The organism is Bacteroides sp. D20, assembly GCF_003436255.1.
GTDB classification, from domain to species: Bacteria; Bacteroidota; Bacteroidia; order Bacteroidales; family Bacteroidaceae; genus Bacteroides; species Bacteroides uniformis.
Window position 1 is genome coordinate 46559 of the sequence record NZ_QSOO01000014.1, and the last position, 15542, is coordinate 62100.

Genomic DNA, 15542 nt, shown 5'->3' on the forward strand with positions numbered 1-15542 from the left:
GGATATAATTTATGAAAAGACTACCTCGTTGTTGTTCATTTGTAAGATTGTCGTACTTTTGCCTTTAAAGATAAATATATTTATGAAAAGGATATTGTTGCTGTTAATTTTATCCGTCTGCCTGCTCCCATTATGGCCCCAAGAGACGGTAACTCCGGTGAAGCCGCTCTCTGCGCGGATTGATGCGTTGATAGAACACAAACTTCCCGCAGGCTCTAATGTGGCCATTTCGGTCTATGACCTGACTGCCGGAAAGCCCTTGTACGGCTATCAGGCGGACAAGCTTTCCCGTCCCGCTTCCACCATGAAGCTGCTGACCACCATTACCGCCCTTTCCCGTCCCGAAGCCGACGAGCCGTTCCGTACGGAAGTGTGGTATCAGGGAACCATTGAGCGCGATACCTTGCAGGGGGATATGTATGTGATAGGCGGTTACGACCCGGAGTTTGATGAAGAGGCATTGGATTCCCTGGTGGCTACCGTGGCCCGTTTCCCCTTCTCTGTCATCAAAGGCAAGGTGTATGGAGATGTCTCCATGAAAGACTCCTTGTACTGGGGCAGCGGCTGGTTGTGGGATGATACTCCCTATTCCTTCCAGCCCTACCTCTCACCGCTGATGCTGAATAAAGGAGTGGTGAAGGTTACCGCCACACCCGGCGAACGGGGCGACAGCGCACGCCTTGAATGCACTCCCGCCTCTTCCTATTATACACTGACGAACAAGACCCAAAGCCGTACCCCTTCTGCCGGACGTTTCCGTGTGTCGCGCGACTGGCTGGTGAACGGGAACAACATCACCGTGACGGGCAACGTCGATGCCCGCCGTGCAGGTACGGTCAATATATTTTCTTCGCAGGACTTCTTCATGCATACCTTTATGGAACGGTTGCAGGCACGGGGCATCCGGTGCATTCCGGCGGTAGATGCGGAAGTCTCTTACCTCTTCGGTGAGTTCCGGCAAGACAGCCTCTCCGTACGGATGGCTTCCTATGAAACTTCCGTGCAGGATGTGGTGAAACAGATAATGAAGGAGAGCGATAATCTCAATGCCGAAGCCATGCTCTGCCGGTTGGGTGTGCAGAGCAGCGGAAAGAAGCGTGTCTCTGCCGAGGACGGGCTTTCTGCCATCCGCATGCTGATAAAAGAGATGGGATATAACCCCGATAGGTATAATCTGGCAGATGGTTGCGGTCTTTCCAATTACAACTACATTTCACCGGAACTCTTGGTTTCTTTCCTGCGATATGCCTACTCGCGTACGGATGTTTTCCAGAAACTTTATAAGGCTTTGCCCATTGGCGGCGTGGACGGTACACTGGAGTTCCGCATGAAGAAAGGCACCCTTTCCCACAGAAATGTACATGCCAAGACGGGTTCCTTTACCGCCATCAACTGCCTGGCCGGCTACCTTAAAGCCCGCAACGGACACGAGATAGCCTTTGCCATCATGAACCAGAATGCACTGTCGGGCAGGGAAGCACGCGCTTTCCAGGATGCGGTGTGTGATGAGATGATACGTTGAGGTTTAGCCATCGTAAAGTTGACCTTTAGCGTCGTAAAGTTAAGGTTTAGCTTCCTAATGCAGACCTTTACGGAGTGAGCCCCAAGAGTAGGGGAAATCATTCCTCTTTCGTATTGCGGTAGCGTGCCGGAGACATACCCAGATAAGACTTCACATACTTCCCGAAGAAAGACTGGTTGGGGAAATTAAATTCTTCTGCAATCTCCTTGATGGACTTGTCCGAATGCTTCAGCCGGTACTTGATGTGCTCGATGGCACTTTCGTTAATCAAGTCCAGCGGTGTACGTCCGCATGCCTGCTTGATGACCTTCGAAAAGTGTTTGGGACTATAGCATAGTGCATCGGCATAATATCCTACAGAACGGTGTATGCCGTTGTCTTTGGACAACATCTCTATAAACTTACGCAGGATATAGTCGGACTGTTTGATGCTTTCTTTTGTATCGACTGTCATTTCTGAAGGGTTCACTTCTTTGTTGAGGTGTCCCAACATCTCACAGAAAATGGCAGAAAACAAGTATTGCATCACTTCCCTGTGATAGTGATGAGGCTCGTCGTTTATCTTTGCCATAAGCAGTTCCCGGTAGAATTTGAAGATTTCCTTGTCCCCTTCCTCCCCGACAGACTTTATGGGATTGTTGTGGATATGCATAACGGTATTCCATGTATCCTTCTCCATCTTGACCACGCGTTGTAGGAACTGTGTGGAGAATGCGGCAAGCCTTATCTTGTGCTTTGGGCTTACCATCGCGTGGCTGATAATGGTATTGGGAAGGCCGAGCAGTAAGTCGCCTGCTTCCAGTTGGTAGGTTTTGTAGTTGACGTCCAACTGGATGCAGCCTTCTAGACAGATAGCGATAAGGAAGCATCCCAATCTTATTGTATCTTCATTGTAGGGGCTTCCCTCCAGACTGTTGATTATGACAAAGTCATTGTCTACATAGTCAAGGACATGTTCGCTGTTTTTAAAGTCCGCGATTTCTACGATTTTTATGTTCCCTTTCTCCATATTCTTCCTTTTTCGTTTTGCAAAGTTGGTGAATAATGGGAAATATGGGATGTTCCATTATGCGGCTTTCTTGTTCTATATGTCATTTATAGACAATTCATTAGCCTTAAAAAAGATGAATGTCGAAAAAGGAACATCTTTGGAGTGTAATTGGTCATTATGGCGTTGTTCCTTTCTCCTACTTTTGCCACCAGTTTTAACAAAAAGACAATGAGAAAAAGTATGATTACATTGAACAGGAAATGGATACGGCTGATAGGGATTGTCGGTTGTACAATGTGTTTGGCATCTTGCAAGCAGGCATCGGATGCTTCCGGAATGAAACCTTCTTATGCTACCATGAAAGTGGAGGCGACGGACAAAGAGCTTTCCACTTCGTACTCAGCAACGATACGCGGACGGCAGGACATAGATATTTATCCGCAAGTGTCGGGTACCATCGAGAAGTTGTGTGTGACCGAGGGGCAGAAGGTGCGCCGGGGACAACTGCTTTTCATCATCGACCAGGTTCCCTACAAGGCTGCACTCAAAACGGCCGTTGCCAATGTGGAAGCGGCACGTGCCGCACTGGCTACTGCCGAACTGACTTATAACAGCAACAAGGAATTGTATGCGCAGAAAGTGGTTTCGGAATTCAGCCTGAAGACTGCCGAAAACAGCTACCTTACCGCCAAGGCGCAACTCTCGCAGGCCGAGGCCCAGGAGATAAGCGCACGCAACAACCTCTCCTATACGGAAGTGAAGAGTCCCAGCGACGGGGTGGTGGGGGCATTGCCCTACCGTGCAGGGGCATTGGTCAGCCCCAGCTTGCCGCAACCGCTGACAACGGTCAGTGACAACAGCGACATGTACGTTTACTTTTCCATGACCGAGAACCAGTTGCTTGCCCTGACCCGCCAATACGGAAGCATGGACGAGGCATTGAAGAACATGCCTCAAGCGGAACTGAGACTGAACGACAATTCCGTCTATGACAAGAAAGGAACCATCGAGTCCATCAGTGGCGTCATTGACCGTCAGACGGGTACGGTAGTGGCACGTGTGGTATTTCCCAATGAATCGCGCCTGCTCCACAGTGGGGCGTCGGGCACGGTGGTGGTGCCTACCACTTATAAGAACTGTATTGTGATTCCGCAAGAGGCCACCGTGCAGTTGCAGGACAAGACAGTGGTATATAAGGTAGTGGATGGCAAGGCCGTTTCTGCCTTGATTACCGTGGCCGGAATAAATGACGGACGCGAATACGTAGTGCTGGACGGACTGGAAGTCGGCGACGAGATTGTTTCCACCGGTGCCGGACTGCTGCGCGAAGGGACACAGGTGAAATAATGAACTGCTATTTATCAACTATCAATGACCCATTAAGATGAAAGGAAATATATTTATAAAGCGGCCGGTGATGGCTATCTCCATATCCGTACTGATTCTGGTGATAGGGCTTATCTCGCTCTTTACGCTGCCGGTGGAACAGTATCCTGATATTGCACCTCCCACGGTGTACGTCAGCGCCAACTACACCGGTGCAGATGCCGAAGCCGTATTGAACAGTGTCATCATGCCGTTGGAGGAGAGCATCAACGGTGTGGAGAACATGATGTACATCAGCTCTACCGCCACCAATGCCGGTTCTGCCACCATACAGGTCTACTTCAAGCAGGGCACGGACCCCGACATGGCTGCGGTGAACGTACAGAACCGCGTATCCAAGGCGCAGGGACTGCTGCCTGCCGAAGTGACGAAAATCGGTGTGACTACCCAGAAGCGCCAGACCAGCTTCCTGCAAATCGGTGCTTTGGTAAGCACCGACGGACGCTACGACCAGACTTTCCTAGCCAATTACCTCGATATCAACGTGATTCCGCAGATTAAGCGTATCGAAGGTGTGGGTGATGTAATGGAGCTGGGCGATACATACAGCATGCGTATCTGGCTGAAACCGGAACGGATGGCGCAGTATGGACTGGTTCCTTCGGATGTGACCGCCGTATTGGGCGAGCAGAACATCGAAGCGCCTACCGGTTCGCTGGGCGAGAATTCAAAGAACGTGTTCCAGTTTACGATGAAGTATCGCGGACGTCTGAAGAGTGTGGAGGAATTCCAGAACACGGTGGTACGCTCGCAGAGTGACGGTTCCGTGCTCCGTCTGAAGGACGTGGCGGATGTGGAGCTGGGTACGCTGACCTATGGTTTCCGCAGTGAGATGGACAGCAAGCCGGCGGTACTTTTCATGATGTTCCAGACGGCAGGCTCCAACGCAACCGCCGTCAACAAGCAGATTACCGCACAGATAGACGAGATGAGGAAGAGCCTGCCCGAAGGGACGGAATTTGTGACGATGATGAGTTCCAACGACTTCCTCTTCGCTTCCATACACAATGTGGTGGAGACACTGGTCATTGCCATTATACTGGTAATTCTGGTGGTGTATTTCTTCCTGCAGGACTTCAAGAGTACGCTTATACCCTCCATTTCCATTATCGTGTCGCTGGTCGGCACGTTTGCCTGCCTGGTGGCTGCGGGGTTCAGTCTCAATATCCTGACGCTGTTTGCGTTGGTGCTTGCCATCGGTACGGTGGTGGACGATGCCATCGTGGTGGTGGAGGCGGTGCAGTCCAAGTTCGATGCCGGATACAAGTCCCCTTACCTTGCCACGAAGGATGCGATGGGCGATGTGACGATGGCCATCATCTCTTGTACCTGCGTGTTCATGGCGGTATTTATCCCCGTGACGTTTATGGGCGGTACTTCGGGCGTGTTCTATACGCAGTTCGGTGTCACGATGGCAACGGCGGTGGGCATCTCCATGATTTCGGCATTGACGCTTTGTCCCGCCTTGTGTGCCATCATGATGCGTCCGTCGGACGGTACGAAGAGTGCGAAGAGCATCAACGGACGGGTGCGTGCGGCATACAATGCCTCGTTCAACGCCGTGCTGGGCAAATATAAGAAAGGTGTGATGTTCTTCATCCACCACCGCTGGATGGTGTGGACTTCATTGGCGGCTACCGTCGTATTGCTGGTTTACCTGATGAGTACCACCAAGACGGGGCTTGTGCCGCAGGAGGACCAGGGTGTCATCATGGTGAACGTCAGCACGTCTCCGGGAAGCACGCTGGAAGAAACTACGAAGGTGATGAGCAAGCTGGAGGACATCCTGAAAAACACTCCCGAGATAGAACACTATTCCAAGGTGGCAGGATACGGACTGATGTCCGGTCAGGGCACTTCCTACGGTACCATCATCATCCGTCTGAAGGACTGGGGCGAGCGGAAGGGGAGCGAACACACGTCCGACGCTGTGGTGGCCCGTCTCAATGCCCAGTTCTACGGCGTGAAAGAGGCGCAGATATTCAGCTTCCAGCCGGGTATGATTCCGGGCTATGGTATGGGTAACTCCCTGGAGCTGAACCTACAGGACAGAACGGGTGGTGACATGGCTACGTTCTACGAGGCAGTGATACAGTTTCTGGGTGCGTTGAACCAGCGTCCTGAGGTGGCTATGGCGTATACCTCTTATGCTATGAACTTCCCGCAGGTATCGGTAGATGTAGATGCGGCCAAGTGTAAGCGTGCGGGCATCTCGCCGGGTGCGGTGCTCGACGCATTGGGCAGCTATTGCGGCGGTGCCTATATTTCCAACTACAATCAGTTTGGCAAGGTGTACCGCGTCATGATGCAGGCATCGCCCGAATATCGTCTGGACGAACAGGCACTGGGTAATATGTTTGTGCGCAACGGTACGGAGATGGCTCCGGTCAGCCAGTTCGTGACGTTGAACAAGGTGCTCGGTCCGGAGACGGCAAACCGTTTCAATCTGTACAGCGCTATCGCCGCTAATGTGAATCCGGCGGAAGGATATTCGTCCGGTGAAGTGCAGAAAGTGATTGCGGAAGTGGCAGAACAGACATTGCCGCTGGGCTACGGTTACGAGTACGGAGGTATGGCACGTGAGGAAGCCAATACTGGTGGTGCGCAGACTGTCTTTATTTATGCCATTTGTATCTTCCTTATCTATCTCATCCTGGCATGTCTTTATGAGAGTTTCCTGATACCGTTTGCGGTCATCTTCTCCGTACCGTTCGGGCTGATGGGTTCATTCCTCTTTGCCAAGGTTCTGGGATTGGAGAACAACATCTATTTGCAGACGGGTGTGATTATGCTGATTGGCTTGCTCGCCAAGACGGCCATCCTGATTACGGAGTATGCCATCGAGCGGCGCCGCAAGGGAATGGGCATTGTGGAATCAGCTTATTCGGCCGCCCAGGTCCGTTTGCGTCCTATCCTGATGACGGTGCTGACGATGATATTCGGTATGCTTCCGCTGATGTTCTCGAGTGGTGCGGGCGCCAACGGTAACTCTTCGCTGGGTACGGGCGTAGTAGGCGGCATGCTCATCGGAACGCTAGCGCTGCTTTTCGTCGTTCCGGTGTTCTACATCATCTTCGAGTACTTACAGGAGAAGGTTCGTCCGCCAATGGAGGAAGAAGCCGATATGCAGGTATTGCTTGAAAAGCAGAAGAGTGAGGCAGAACGGGCGAAAGATTGAGGAAAATAAAATAAAAACAGATTGGAACAATGAAGAAACATATCATCCTATTGTCCGCCGCCGGTTTGCTGTTCAGCAGTTGCGGCGTGTACACCAAATACAAACCTGCTACCGAGGTCCCCGACGGCCTCTACGGGGAAGAAATAGCCACTTTTACGGAGAGCACCGACGGTTCTCCGGTGGCTCCCGAAGACAGCCTGGACCTTGGCCTGGGCGGCATGGACTGGCACGAGCTTTTCACCGACCCACATCTGCAGGCACTCATCGAACAAGGGTTGCAGAACAATACCGACTACCAGTCGGCACAGCTTCGCGTGGAAGAGGCCGAAGCCACCCTGCTGTCCGCAAAGCTTGCCTTCCTGCCCTCCTTTGCCCTTGCGCCGCAGGGCACGGTGAGCAGCTTTGACAGCCACAAGGCCACACAGACCTATTCGCTGCCCGTTACTGCCAGTTGGGAGCTGGATATTTTCGGCCGCATGCGCAATGCCAAGAAACAGTCGAAGGCGCTCTATGCGCAGAGTCAGGACTATCGCCAGGCCGTGCGTACCCAGCTCATTGCCGGGATAGCCAATACTTACTATACCCTGCTGATGCTGGACCAGCAGCTTGCCATCTCCAGGCAGACCGAAGAGACGTGGCGGGAAACCGTTGCTTCCACCCGTGCCCTGATGAATGCGGGCATGGCGAACGAATCCGCCGTGTCGCAGATGGAGGCCACGTACTATCAGGTGCAGACTTCCGTGCTCGATTTGGAAGAACAGATAAACCAGGTGGAGAACAGCCTTGCGCTGTTGCTGGCAGAGACGCCCCGTCATTACGAGCGCGGTGTGCTGGCAGAGCAGCAGTTCCCCGTGGGCTTTTCTATAGGGATTCCTGTTCAGATGCTTTCCTGCCGTCCTGATGTCCGTTCGGCTGAGCGGACACTGGAAGCGGCGTTCTACGGCACCAATGCGGCGCGCTCTGCCTTCTATCCCTCCATCACGCTGGGCGGGAGTGCGGGCTGGACCAATTCTGCCGGTTCAATGATTGTGAATCCCGGCAAGTTCCTGGCTTCGGCAGTGGGTTCGCTGACGCAGCCGCTCTTTGCCCGCGGGCAGGTCATTGCACAGTACCGCATAGCCCGTGCCCAGCAGGAGGAGGCTTCCCTTGCCTTCCAGCAGACATTGCTGAATGCAGGCAGCGAGGTGAACGATGCCTTGACTGCCTGGCAGACAAGCCTATCCAAAAGCGAACTGCTGGACAAGCAGGTAGCTTCCTTGCAGACAGCTGCCCGCAGCACTTCCCTGCTGATGGAGCATGGCAACACCACCTATCTGGAGGTGCTTACCGCCCGGCAGACATTGCTCAACGCACAACTGGCACAGACGGCAAATCGATTTTCTGAAATACAAAGCCTGATTAACCTCTACAAGGCGTTAGGGGGAGGTCAGGAATAGAGTGTCATCATACTACTCTCTCTGCATCTTCATTTTAAATGTGAAGGAAGGGCTGTCTGGGAAGTGATTCCGGGGCAGCCCGCTTTCAATGAATAGGAGGGATTAAATGGAGGCAAGTATTTCTCTAGACAAATTATTGCAGTTTTTCACTCAATGCGAACGATAAGTGTTGGCTCGGTGAGAGATCGATTGAAGAAACTGAAAAGGAAACTGAAGCAAAAGATAGTGAGTTTACCGGTAAGAAGGAGGTTTTGCCAGGAATTGATGCAGGGATGTAGTAGGTACTGAAATAGCTTGTTGTTGGATCTATAGATGCAGCGTGTTCCATCTATATATGCAACGCGTTGCATATATAGATCCAGCAAACCGGAAATATACATGCAACGCGGTATATCTTTCGGGCGGTTTTTCTCCGCCTTTTTAGGGAGCAGTTTATTTATACTGTGCCCAGTCTACATTCTTCATGTCTCCACTTTTGGCCAGCTCAGCGTGCATAGCCAGTGCGGCGCGCAGGGCATGGGGAGTCTGTGACTTGCCGTCGGTCAGTTTCAGGTAATCCCACAGAATGTTCTTGTAGTCCGGATGAACACAGTTTTCGATGATGGCTTGTGCACGTTCTTTCGGACTCTTGCCGCGGAGGTCGGCCACACCTTGTTCGGTGATGATGATGTTGACGTCATGCTCCGTGTGGTCCATGTGCGAAACCATCGGCACGATAGCCGAGATTTTACCTTCCTTGGCAACGGACGGACAGGTGAAGATGGAGATATAGGCATTGCGGGTGAAGTCACCGCTTCCACCGATACCGTTCATCATCTTCGTACCGCCGATGTGCGTGGAGTTCACGTTGCCGTAGATGTCGGCTTCGATGGCGGTGTTGATGGAGATAACACCGAGTCGGCGCACCACTTCCGGGCTGTTGGAGATTTCCGACGGACGGAGCACCAGCTTGTCGCGGAAGAAGTCCATATCCTGGTAGATGCCTTCCAGGCAGTCGTTCGTTACGGTCAGTGAGCAGGCGCTTCCGAATTTCACGCGGCCTTCGCGGATAAGTCCGATAACGGAGTTCTGGATAACTTCTGTGTACATTTCAAACGGCGGGATGGTCTTGTCACGTCCCAAAGCACCCAGTACGGCATTGGCAATGTTGCCCACACCAGATTGCAGCGGCAGGAAGGTAGGCGGAATGATTCCGCGTTTCATGTCGGCGGCAAGGAAGTCGGCCACGTTCTGTCCGATTTTGTCGGTCAGCGGGTCGGCGGCGGCAAACGAACGTGCCTCGTCCGGCCAGTTGGTCTCCACTACGCCGACAATCTTTTTCGGGTCTACCTGGATGTAGGGCAGGCCGATACGGTCACTCGGTTTGTAGATGGGGATTTCGCGGCGGTAAGGAGGGTCGAGGGGTTCGTAGACGTCGTGCAGGCCCATGGCGTTCTTGCTGTGGGCGGCATTCAGTTCCACGATAATCTGGTCGGCCAGGCGGCAGACAGTCGGAGCGATACCGCCGGCTGCCGTCAGGTAGATTTTGCCGTCGGGAGTAACCTCGCATGCCTCGATGATGGCAACATTCACTTTTCCCATGAAACCGTAACGGACTTCCTGAGCCATCTGTGAAAGGTGGATGTCGTTGTAGGCTATTTCACCGTTGTTCACGGCTTTGCGGAAATCGGCGTTGGTGGTGTAAGGAGCACGGTAGCGGATAGCTTTGGCGCGTGAAAGGATACCGTCGCAGGAATCTCCGGTAGAAGCACCGGTGAAGATACCTATCTGGAACGGGTTTCCTTTTGCATGTTCTGCTTCCGCGATTTTTGCTAATTCAGCCGTAACGGCTTTGGCTGTTCCTGCGGGGGTAAATCCGCTCAAGCCGATGTTGTAGCCATGTTTGATGAGGCTCGCAGCTTCTGCTGCCGAAATGTAATTGAGTGCCATAATATAAATAGTTATTTTTTCGTGTAAAGATTCTGAAGGGGCTCGTAATTGGTTCTGCAATTATCGACTGTCAACTATCCGTTCTTTAATATTTCCGTTGAAGTATTTCTGACCAGATGATGGCTTTCCTCGCTTCTTCTGCCGAGTGGATGCCGTATTCGGACGTTACTTCATCGGATTCCTGCGGACGGGATGCCGGGGAGGGAGGGGAAGCCTTTATGGAAGTGTGCTTGGATTTGGCAGACGGTTTGGATACCGGCTTGGGCTTTTCTGCCGGCTTGGGGCCTTCGGGAATAAAGCCTCCGTAAGTATCTCCGCCCCAGTATTCGGGCAGTGGGTTGTCAACGTCGGGCATAGGTATGTCGGGACTCTTGTCAGCATTTTTATTTGCTTCTTTCTTAAACTGCTTGACGAGTCCGATTACTATGACAGCCGCAACTAACAGAAACTTGAAGACATCTTCCATATTCTTTTTGATTTTCCACCCAAAGATAGTGCAATTATCTCTTATCTTTGCTTTTGGGCAAAGTTAATTATTTAATCTGATTACAGCCAAGGAATTGGTAATAAAAAAGGGCAGCTTCACAGCTCCCCTTAATTTTTTTAACCTAAACCTTAACTATGAAAAAATCTAATGTTTCTTTCATTCCACAAATTTGTGAATTAATTTGCTCTATGCCAAATTAACACTCGGAAAATGTTTGCTCTCTTAACATAAATTAGCTGATAAGGCGCAGATTGACAACTTGTAATGGCATTTTTCTTTCATTTCATCCGTTTATTGGGAGGGAAGAAGTATCTTTGCGCTCCGAATGACAGATACCAACTTATGATATAAACTGATTTTAAACGAACTGATTATGGAAAAAGTAACGGGAGCAGACTTTAAATCTGCAACTGCTGATGACAACAAGAAGTTGTTTATCGAGACTTACGGCTGCCAGATGAATGTGGCCGACAGTGAAGTGATTGCATCCGTCATGCAGATGGCGGGATATTCGGTGGCCGACACCCTGGAGGAAGCCGATGCAGTGTTTATGAACACCTGCTCCATCCGCGACAATGCGGAGCAGAAGATTCTGAACCGTCTGGAGTTCTTCCACTCGCTCAAGAAGAAGAAACGCGGCCTGATAGTGGGTGTGCTGGGCTGTATGGCAGAGCGTGTGAAGGACGACTTAATCACCAACCATCATGTGGACCTGGTGGTGGGACCGGATGCCTACCTTACTCTGCCCGAACTGATTGCCTCGGTAGAGGCCGGTGAGAAAGCAATGAACGTGGAGCTCTCCACCACAGAGACCTATCGGGATGTCATCCCCTCGCGTATCTGCGGAAACCACATCTCCGGCTTCGTCTCCATCATGCGTGGGTGCAATAATTTCTGTACTTACTGCATCGTTCCCTACACCCGTGGCCGTGAGCGTAGCCGTGATGTGGAAAGCATCCTCAATGAAGTGGCCGACCTCGTGGCAAAGGGTTATAAGGAAGTCACCCTGCTGGGACAGAACGTCAATTCCTACCGCTTCGAGAAGCCGGACGGAGAGACGATTACTTTCCCAATGCTGCTGCGCACCGTGGCAGAGGCAGCGCCGGGCGTACGTATCCGTTTCACTACCTCGCACCCTAAAGACATGAGCGACGAAACTCTCCAGGTCATTGCCGACATGCCCAACGTATGTAAGCACATTCACCTGCCGGTACAGAGTGGGAGCAGCCGCATCCTGAAGCTGATGAACCGCAAGTACGACCGCGAGTGGTATATGGACCGCGTGGCAGCCATCCGCCGCATCATCCCCGATTGTGGCTTATCTACGGATATATTCTCCGGTTTCCATAGTGAGACGGAGGAGGACCACCAGCTTTCCCTCTCGCTGATGGAGGAGTGCGGATACGATTCCGCCTTCATGTTCAAGTACAGCGAACGCCCCGGTACGCATGCTTCCAAGCATCTGCCGGACGATGTGCCCGAGGAGGTGAAGATTCGCCGTCTGAATGAAATCATCGCCTTGCAAAACCGTCTCTCTGCCGAGGCGAATGCCCGTTGCGTGGGCAAGACGTACGAGGTGCTGGTGGAAGGTGTTTCCAAACGTAGTCGTGACCAGTTGTTCGGCCGTACGGAACAAAACCGTGTGGTGGTGTTTGACCGTGGCACGCACCGTGTGGGCGATTTTGTGATGGTGAAGGTTACCGAATCCAGTTCGGCTACGCTGAAAGGAGAAGAGGTAGCCGGCTGACGGGATAGAAAAGTCTCGATGACATCAGTATGATGACACCGGTATATAGAATAAAAGCACGAGCCGTGAGGCTCGTGCTTTTCATATTATAAACTTTAAATTTTATTCTGCCATGGCCAGAATATTCGCTACGTAGTCGGTCTTGTTGTAGCTTACCAGGGTCAATTCGGACTTTGGCGCGTCCTGATTGTAGAGTTTGTAAGCTACCGGCATGTTTTCATCGTTCAATTCATACACACTTTTCTTCATGTCTTTGTCATAAGCCTTGTGAGACTCGTTCCAACGTGCGTAGGACATGGTGATTTCATCATTGCCATATTGGTATGTCATCTTAAAGTAAGGTGTCCATTCGTCTTTTGTACCGTCCCACTTGGAGGCTTCCTTGCAGGTCAGGCGTTTCTGGTCGTCATAAGAGTATTCATAACGGATGTGCCGGTAAAGTTGTGCACCGTCTTGCTTAAAGATGGTCTTGGCAACTACTAATTCGTTTTTCACTTCTTCATTGGTGATGAAGTTGTTTTCCTGAGCTTTCACTTCTGTATTCATAACGCTTACGATAGTCATTGCTACGAATGCGACTGCCTTGAATAAATTTGTAGTTTTCATAATCTTTATTTTTAATTGTTGTTACTTACTCTGTTTCTTTTAGACGTTGTTCCCGATTAAAAAGTTGCATTCCAACTAATCTTTTTCTCAAACGCCTTCGCCTAATTATAGTCAATTCCCATGCCAAAGATTTAAGTTGTTGATAATCAATGAATAGATGCTTTCGAAAACTGTTCATTATCGGACAGTTGTCCGCTTAATATCGAACAGTTGGTCATTCGTTCCGCCAGCTGGCCGGAGCAAGCGTTTGTTTTCTTAAATCTCCTTAATGGAAACCCTATAAATCACTTTTTATTTGTTATTTTGCACCAAATTTAGGTATGGTGTGGTCTGTTTCATTCGGGCTGCACTTCCTTATTGGCAGAACGTTCGATGAATAAACTCACTATAAAAGCTTGTCCGTTATGTGGTGGAACGCATTTGGAGCGTGCCCTGACATGTGTAGACCATTATGCCTCGGGCGAAATGTTCCACTTGTGCCGCTGCCGGGATTGCGGTTTCCTTTTCACGCAAGACTTTCCCGTGGAGGCTGAAATCGGTCGTTACTACGAAACTCCTGATTACATATCACATACCGATACCCGCAAGGGGGCGATGAACTCCGTGTACCATTGGGTGCGCAACTATATGCTGGGACGCAAGGCACGCCTTGTGCTCCGTGAAGCACACCGCAAGGAGGGCAGCCTGCTGGATTTGGGTACGGGGACCGGTTACTTTGCCGATGTCATGCAGCGTCGCGGCTGGCAGGTGGAAGCTGTGGAAAAGAGTGCGCAGGCGCGTGCCTTTGCCAAAGAACACTTCAATCTGGATGTGAAACCCCATACGGCATTGAAAGATTTTGCACCGGGCAGTTTCGACGTCATCACCCTATGGCATGTCATGGAACATCTGGAACCCCTCAACGAAACGTGGGAAACCTTGCACTCCCTGCTGACTGAAAAGGGGGTGCTGATTGTAGCTGTGCCCAACTGTTCCTCCTTCGACGCAAAGAAATACGGGGCTTACTGGGCTGCCTACGATGTGCCCCGCCATTTGTGGCACTTCACACCGGGCACCATCCAGCAATTCGGTTCCAAGCATGGCTTCATCATGGCAGAGCGGCATCCCATGCCGTTCGATGCCTTCTACGTCTCCATGCTGACAGAAAAGCACATGAGGCACTCGTGTACTTTCCTGCGGGGAATGGTGACCGGTACACTGGCCTGGTTCAGCGCGTTGGTGAAGAAGGAACGCAGCAGTTCCATGATTTACGTGTTCAGGAAGAAAGGGTGAGAAAAGGGATTAGGGATTAATGATTAATAGCGACTGATTTACATAACTTGTAGCTTGTAACTCGTAACTTATAATTGGTATAATGAAAGCAAAGAATAACTCGGTATCCTATTTTGACATGCAGTTCATTACGTCCAGCATCAGTACGACGCTGGTGTTACTGCTGTTGGGGCTGGTCGTATTCTTTGTGCTCGCGGCTCATAATCTTTCCGTGTACGTCAAGGAGAACATCAGTTTCTCCGTGCTTGTCAGTGACGACATGAAGGAGAGCGACATCCTGAAGCTTCAGAAGAGGCTGGACAAGGAGGCTTTTGTGAAGCAGACGGAATACATTTCCAAGAAGCAGGCACTCCGCGAGCAGACTGAGGCGATGGGTACGGACCCGCAAGAGTTCCTCGGCTACAATCCTTTCACTGCCTCCATCGAAATCAAGCTGCATTCCGACTATGCCAATTCGGACAGCATCGCCAAAATAGAGAAACTGATTAAAAAGAATACCAATATCCAGGAAGTGCTCTACCAGAAAGACTTGATAGATGCCGTGAACGATAATATAAGGAATATCAGCTTGATGCTGCTGGGGCTGGCTGTGATACTGACGTTTATCTCCTTTGCGCTGATAAACAACACCATCCGTCTGGCTATATATTCCAAGCGTTTCCTTATCCACACCATGAAGCTGGTGGGAGCAAGCTGGGCATTCATCCGTCGTCCGTTTCTGCGGCGCAATTTCTGGATAGGTGTGCTGGCCGCTTTCATAGCCGACAGCATTCTGTGGGGAGCCGCCTATTGGCTGGTGTCCTACGAACCGGAGTTGGTCAAGGTGATTACGCCCGAGGTGATGGTGCTGGTGTCGGGTGCCGTGCTGGTGTTCGGTGTACTTATTACGTGGCTGTGCGCTTTGCTTTCCATCAACAAATATCTGAGGATGAAGGCAAGCACACTGTATTATATTTAACGCCTTGAAGTGCATAGAGAGAAAGCACTG

At 51.1% G+C, this 15542-nt stretch carries 11 protein-coding genes; 7 read left to right on the forward strand and 4 right to left on the reverse strand.

The window, feature by feature from the left end:
- Window positions 1-82 precede the first annotated feature (82 nt).
- A complete protein-coding gene (gene dacB / locus DXD78_RS14450; RefSeq protein ID WP_009037531.1) occupies window positions 83-1522 on the forward strand; it encodes a D-alanyl-D-alanine carboxypeptidase/D-alanyl-D-alanine-endopeptidase in 1440 nt (479 codons plus the stop codon).
- A gap of 97 nt (window positions 1523-1619) precedes the next feature.
- Here dacB and DXD78_RS14455 read toward each other — a convergent pair whose 3' ends face one another.
- The gene (locus tag DXD78_RS14455; protein ID WP_005825269.1) at window positions 1620-2531 is read right to left on the reverse strand and encodes an AraC family transcriptional regulator; all 912 of its coding nucleotides are present in this window, start codon (window positions 2529-2531) and stop codon (window positions 1620-1622) included.
- Between the two features lie 222 nt (window positions 2532-2753).
- On the opposite strand from DXD78_RS14455, the gene DXD78_RS14465 reads away from it, so the two are divergent.
- The 3 genes from DXD78_RS14465 to DXD78_RS14475 are packed head-to-tail and all read left to right on the forward strand — an operon-like array spanning window position 2754 to window position 8513.
- Window positions 2754-3860 carry an efflux RND transporter periplasmic adaptor subunit gene (locus DXD78_RS14465; protein WP_009037532.1) on the forward strand — a complete coding sequence of 369 codons (1107 nt, stop codon included), beginning with the start codon at window positions 2754-2756 and terminating at the stop codon, window positions 3858-3860.
- Window positions 3861-3897: 37 nt separating this feature from the next.
- Entirely contained in the window at window positions 3898-7077 is a 3180-nt protein-coding gene (locus DXD78_RS14470; protein ID WP_009037533.1) for an efflux RND transporter permease subunit, read from the forward strand.
- Window positions 7078-7106: 29 nt separating this feature from the next.
- Window positions 7107-8513, forward strand: a complete 1407-nt coding sequence (locus DXD78_RS14475) for a TolC family protein (protein WP_009037534.1) — start codon at window positions 7107-7109, stop codon at window positions 8511-8513.
- 432 nt (window positions 8514-8945) lie between these two features.
- Here the strand turns inward: DXD78_RS14475 and DXD78_RS14480 are convergent, their stop codons facing one another.
- Together DXD78_RS14480 and DXD78_RS14485 are read right to left on the reverse strand one after the other, a co-directional pair.
- Window positions 8946-10442 (reverse strand): acetyl-CoA hydrolase/transferase family protein, encoded by a 1497-nt coding sequence (locus DXD78_RS14480; protein ID WP_117652794.1) that lies wholly within the window; start codon window positions 10440-10442, stop codon window positions 8946-8948.
- A gap of 85 nt (window positions 10443-10527) precedes the next feature.
- A complete protein-coding gene (locus tag DXD78_RS14485) occupies window positions 10528-10908 on the reverse strand; it encodes a hypothetical protein (protein WP_005825277.1) in 381 nt (126 codons plus the stop codon).
- 394 nt (window positions 10909-11302) lie between these two features.
- Between DXD78_RS14485 and miaB the strand changes: the two genes are divergently transcribed.
- A complete protein-coding gene (miaB, locus tag DXD78_RS14490) occupies window positions 11303-12676 on the forward strand; it encodes a tRNA (N6-isopentenyl adenosine(37)-C2)-methylthiotransferase MiaB (RefSeq protein ID WP_005833992.1) in 1374 nt (457 codons plus the stop codon).
- A gap of 102 nt (window positions 12677-12778) precedes the next feature.
- On the opposite strand, the gene DXD78_RS14495 is transcribed toward miaB, so the two are convergent.
- Window positions 12779-13282, reverse strand: a complete 504-nt coding sequence (locus DXD78_RS14495; protein ID WP_005825281.1) for a DUF3836 domain-containing protein — start codon at window positions 13280-13282, stop codon at window positions 12779-12781.
- 372 nt (window positions 13283-13654) lie between these two features.
- Between DXD78_RS14495 and DXD78_RS14500 the strand changes: the two genes are divergently transcribed.
- Window positions 13655-14554, forward strand: a complete 900-nt coding sequence (locus DXD78_RS14500) for a bifunctional 2-polyprenyl-6-hydroxyphenol methylase/3-demethylubiquinol 3-O-methyltransferase UbiG (protein ID WP_005825283.1) — start codon at window positions 13655-13657, stop codon at window positions 14552-14554.
- Between the two features lie 82 nt (window positions 14555-14636).
- The gene (locus DXD78_RS14505) at window positions 14637-15512 is read left to right on the forward strand and encodes an ABC transporter permease (protein ID WP_005825286.1); all 876 of its coding nucleotides are present in this window, start codon (window positions 14637-14639) and stop codon (window positions 15510-15512) included.
- Window positions 15513-15542: the final 30 nt, after the last annotated feature.

What these genes read in the sequence shown, in the direction of transcription:
- dacB (WP_009037531.1), top strand. Translation starts at nt 83, where the DNA reads ATGAAAAGGATATTGTTGCTGTTAATTTTATCCGTCTGCCTGCTCCCA.
- DXD78_RS14455 (WP_005825269.1), bottom strand. Translation starts at nt 2,531, where the DNA reads ATGGAGAAAGGGAACATAAAAATCGTAGAAATCGCGGACTTTAAAAAC.
- DXD78_RS14465 (WP_009037532.1), top strand. Translation starts at nt 2,754, where the DNA reads ATGATTACATTGAACAGGAAATGGATACGGCTGATAGGGATTGTCGGT.
- DXD78_RS14470 (WP_009037533.1), top strand. Translation starts at nt 3,898, where the DNA reads ATGAAAGGAAATATATTTATAAAGCGGCCGGTGATGGCTATCTCCATA.
- DXD78_RS14475 (WP_009037534.1), top strand. Translation starts at nt 7,107, where the DNA reads ATGAAGAAACATATCATCCTATTGTCCGCCGCCGGTTTGCTGTTCAGC.
- DXD78_RS14480 (WP_117652794.1), bottom strand. Translation starts at nt 10,442, where the DNA reads ATGGCACTCAATTACATTTCGGCAGCAGAAGCTGCGAGCCTCATCAAA.
- DXD78_RS14485 (WP_005825277.1), bottom strand. Translation starts at nt 10,908, where the DNA reads ATGGAAGATGTCTTCAAGTTTCTGTTAGTTGCGGCTGTCATAGTAATC.
- miaB (WP_005833992.1), top strand. Translation starts at nt 11,303, where the DNA reads ATGGAAAAAGTAACGGGAGCAGACTTTAAATCTGCAACTGCTGATGAC.
- DXD78_RS14495 (WP_005825281.1), bottom strand. Translation starts at nt 13,282, where the DNA reads ATGAAAACTACAAATTTATTCAAGGCAGTCGCATTCGTAGCAATGACT.
- DXD78_RS14500 (WP_005825283.1), top strand. Translation starts at nt 13,655, where the DNA reads ATGAATAAACTCACTATAAAAGCTTGTCCGTTATGTGGTGGAACGCAT.
- DXD78_RS14505 (WP_005825286.1), top strand. Translation starts at nt 14,637, where the DNA reads ATGAAAGCAAAGAATAACTCGGTATCCTATTTTGACATGCAGTTCATT.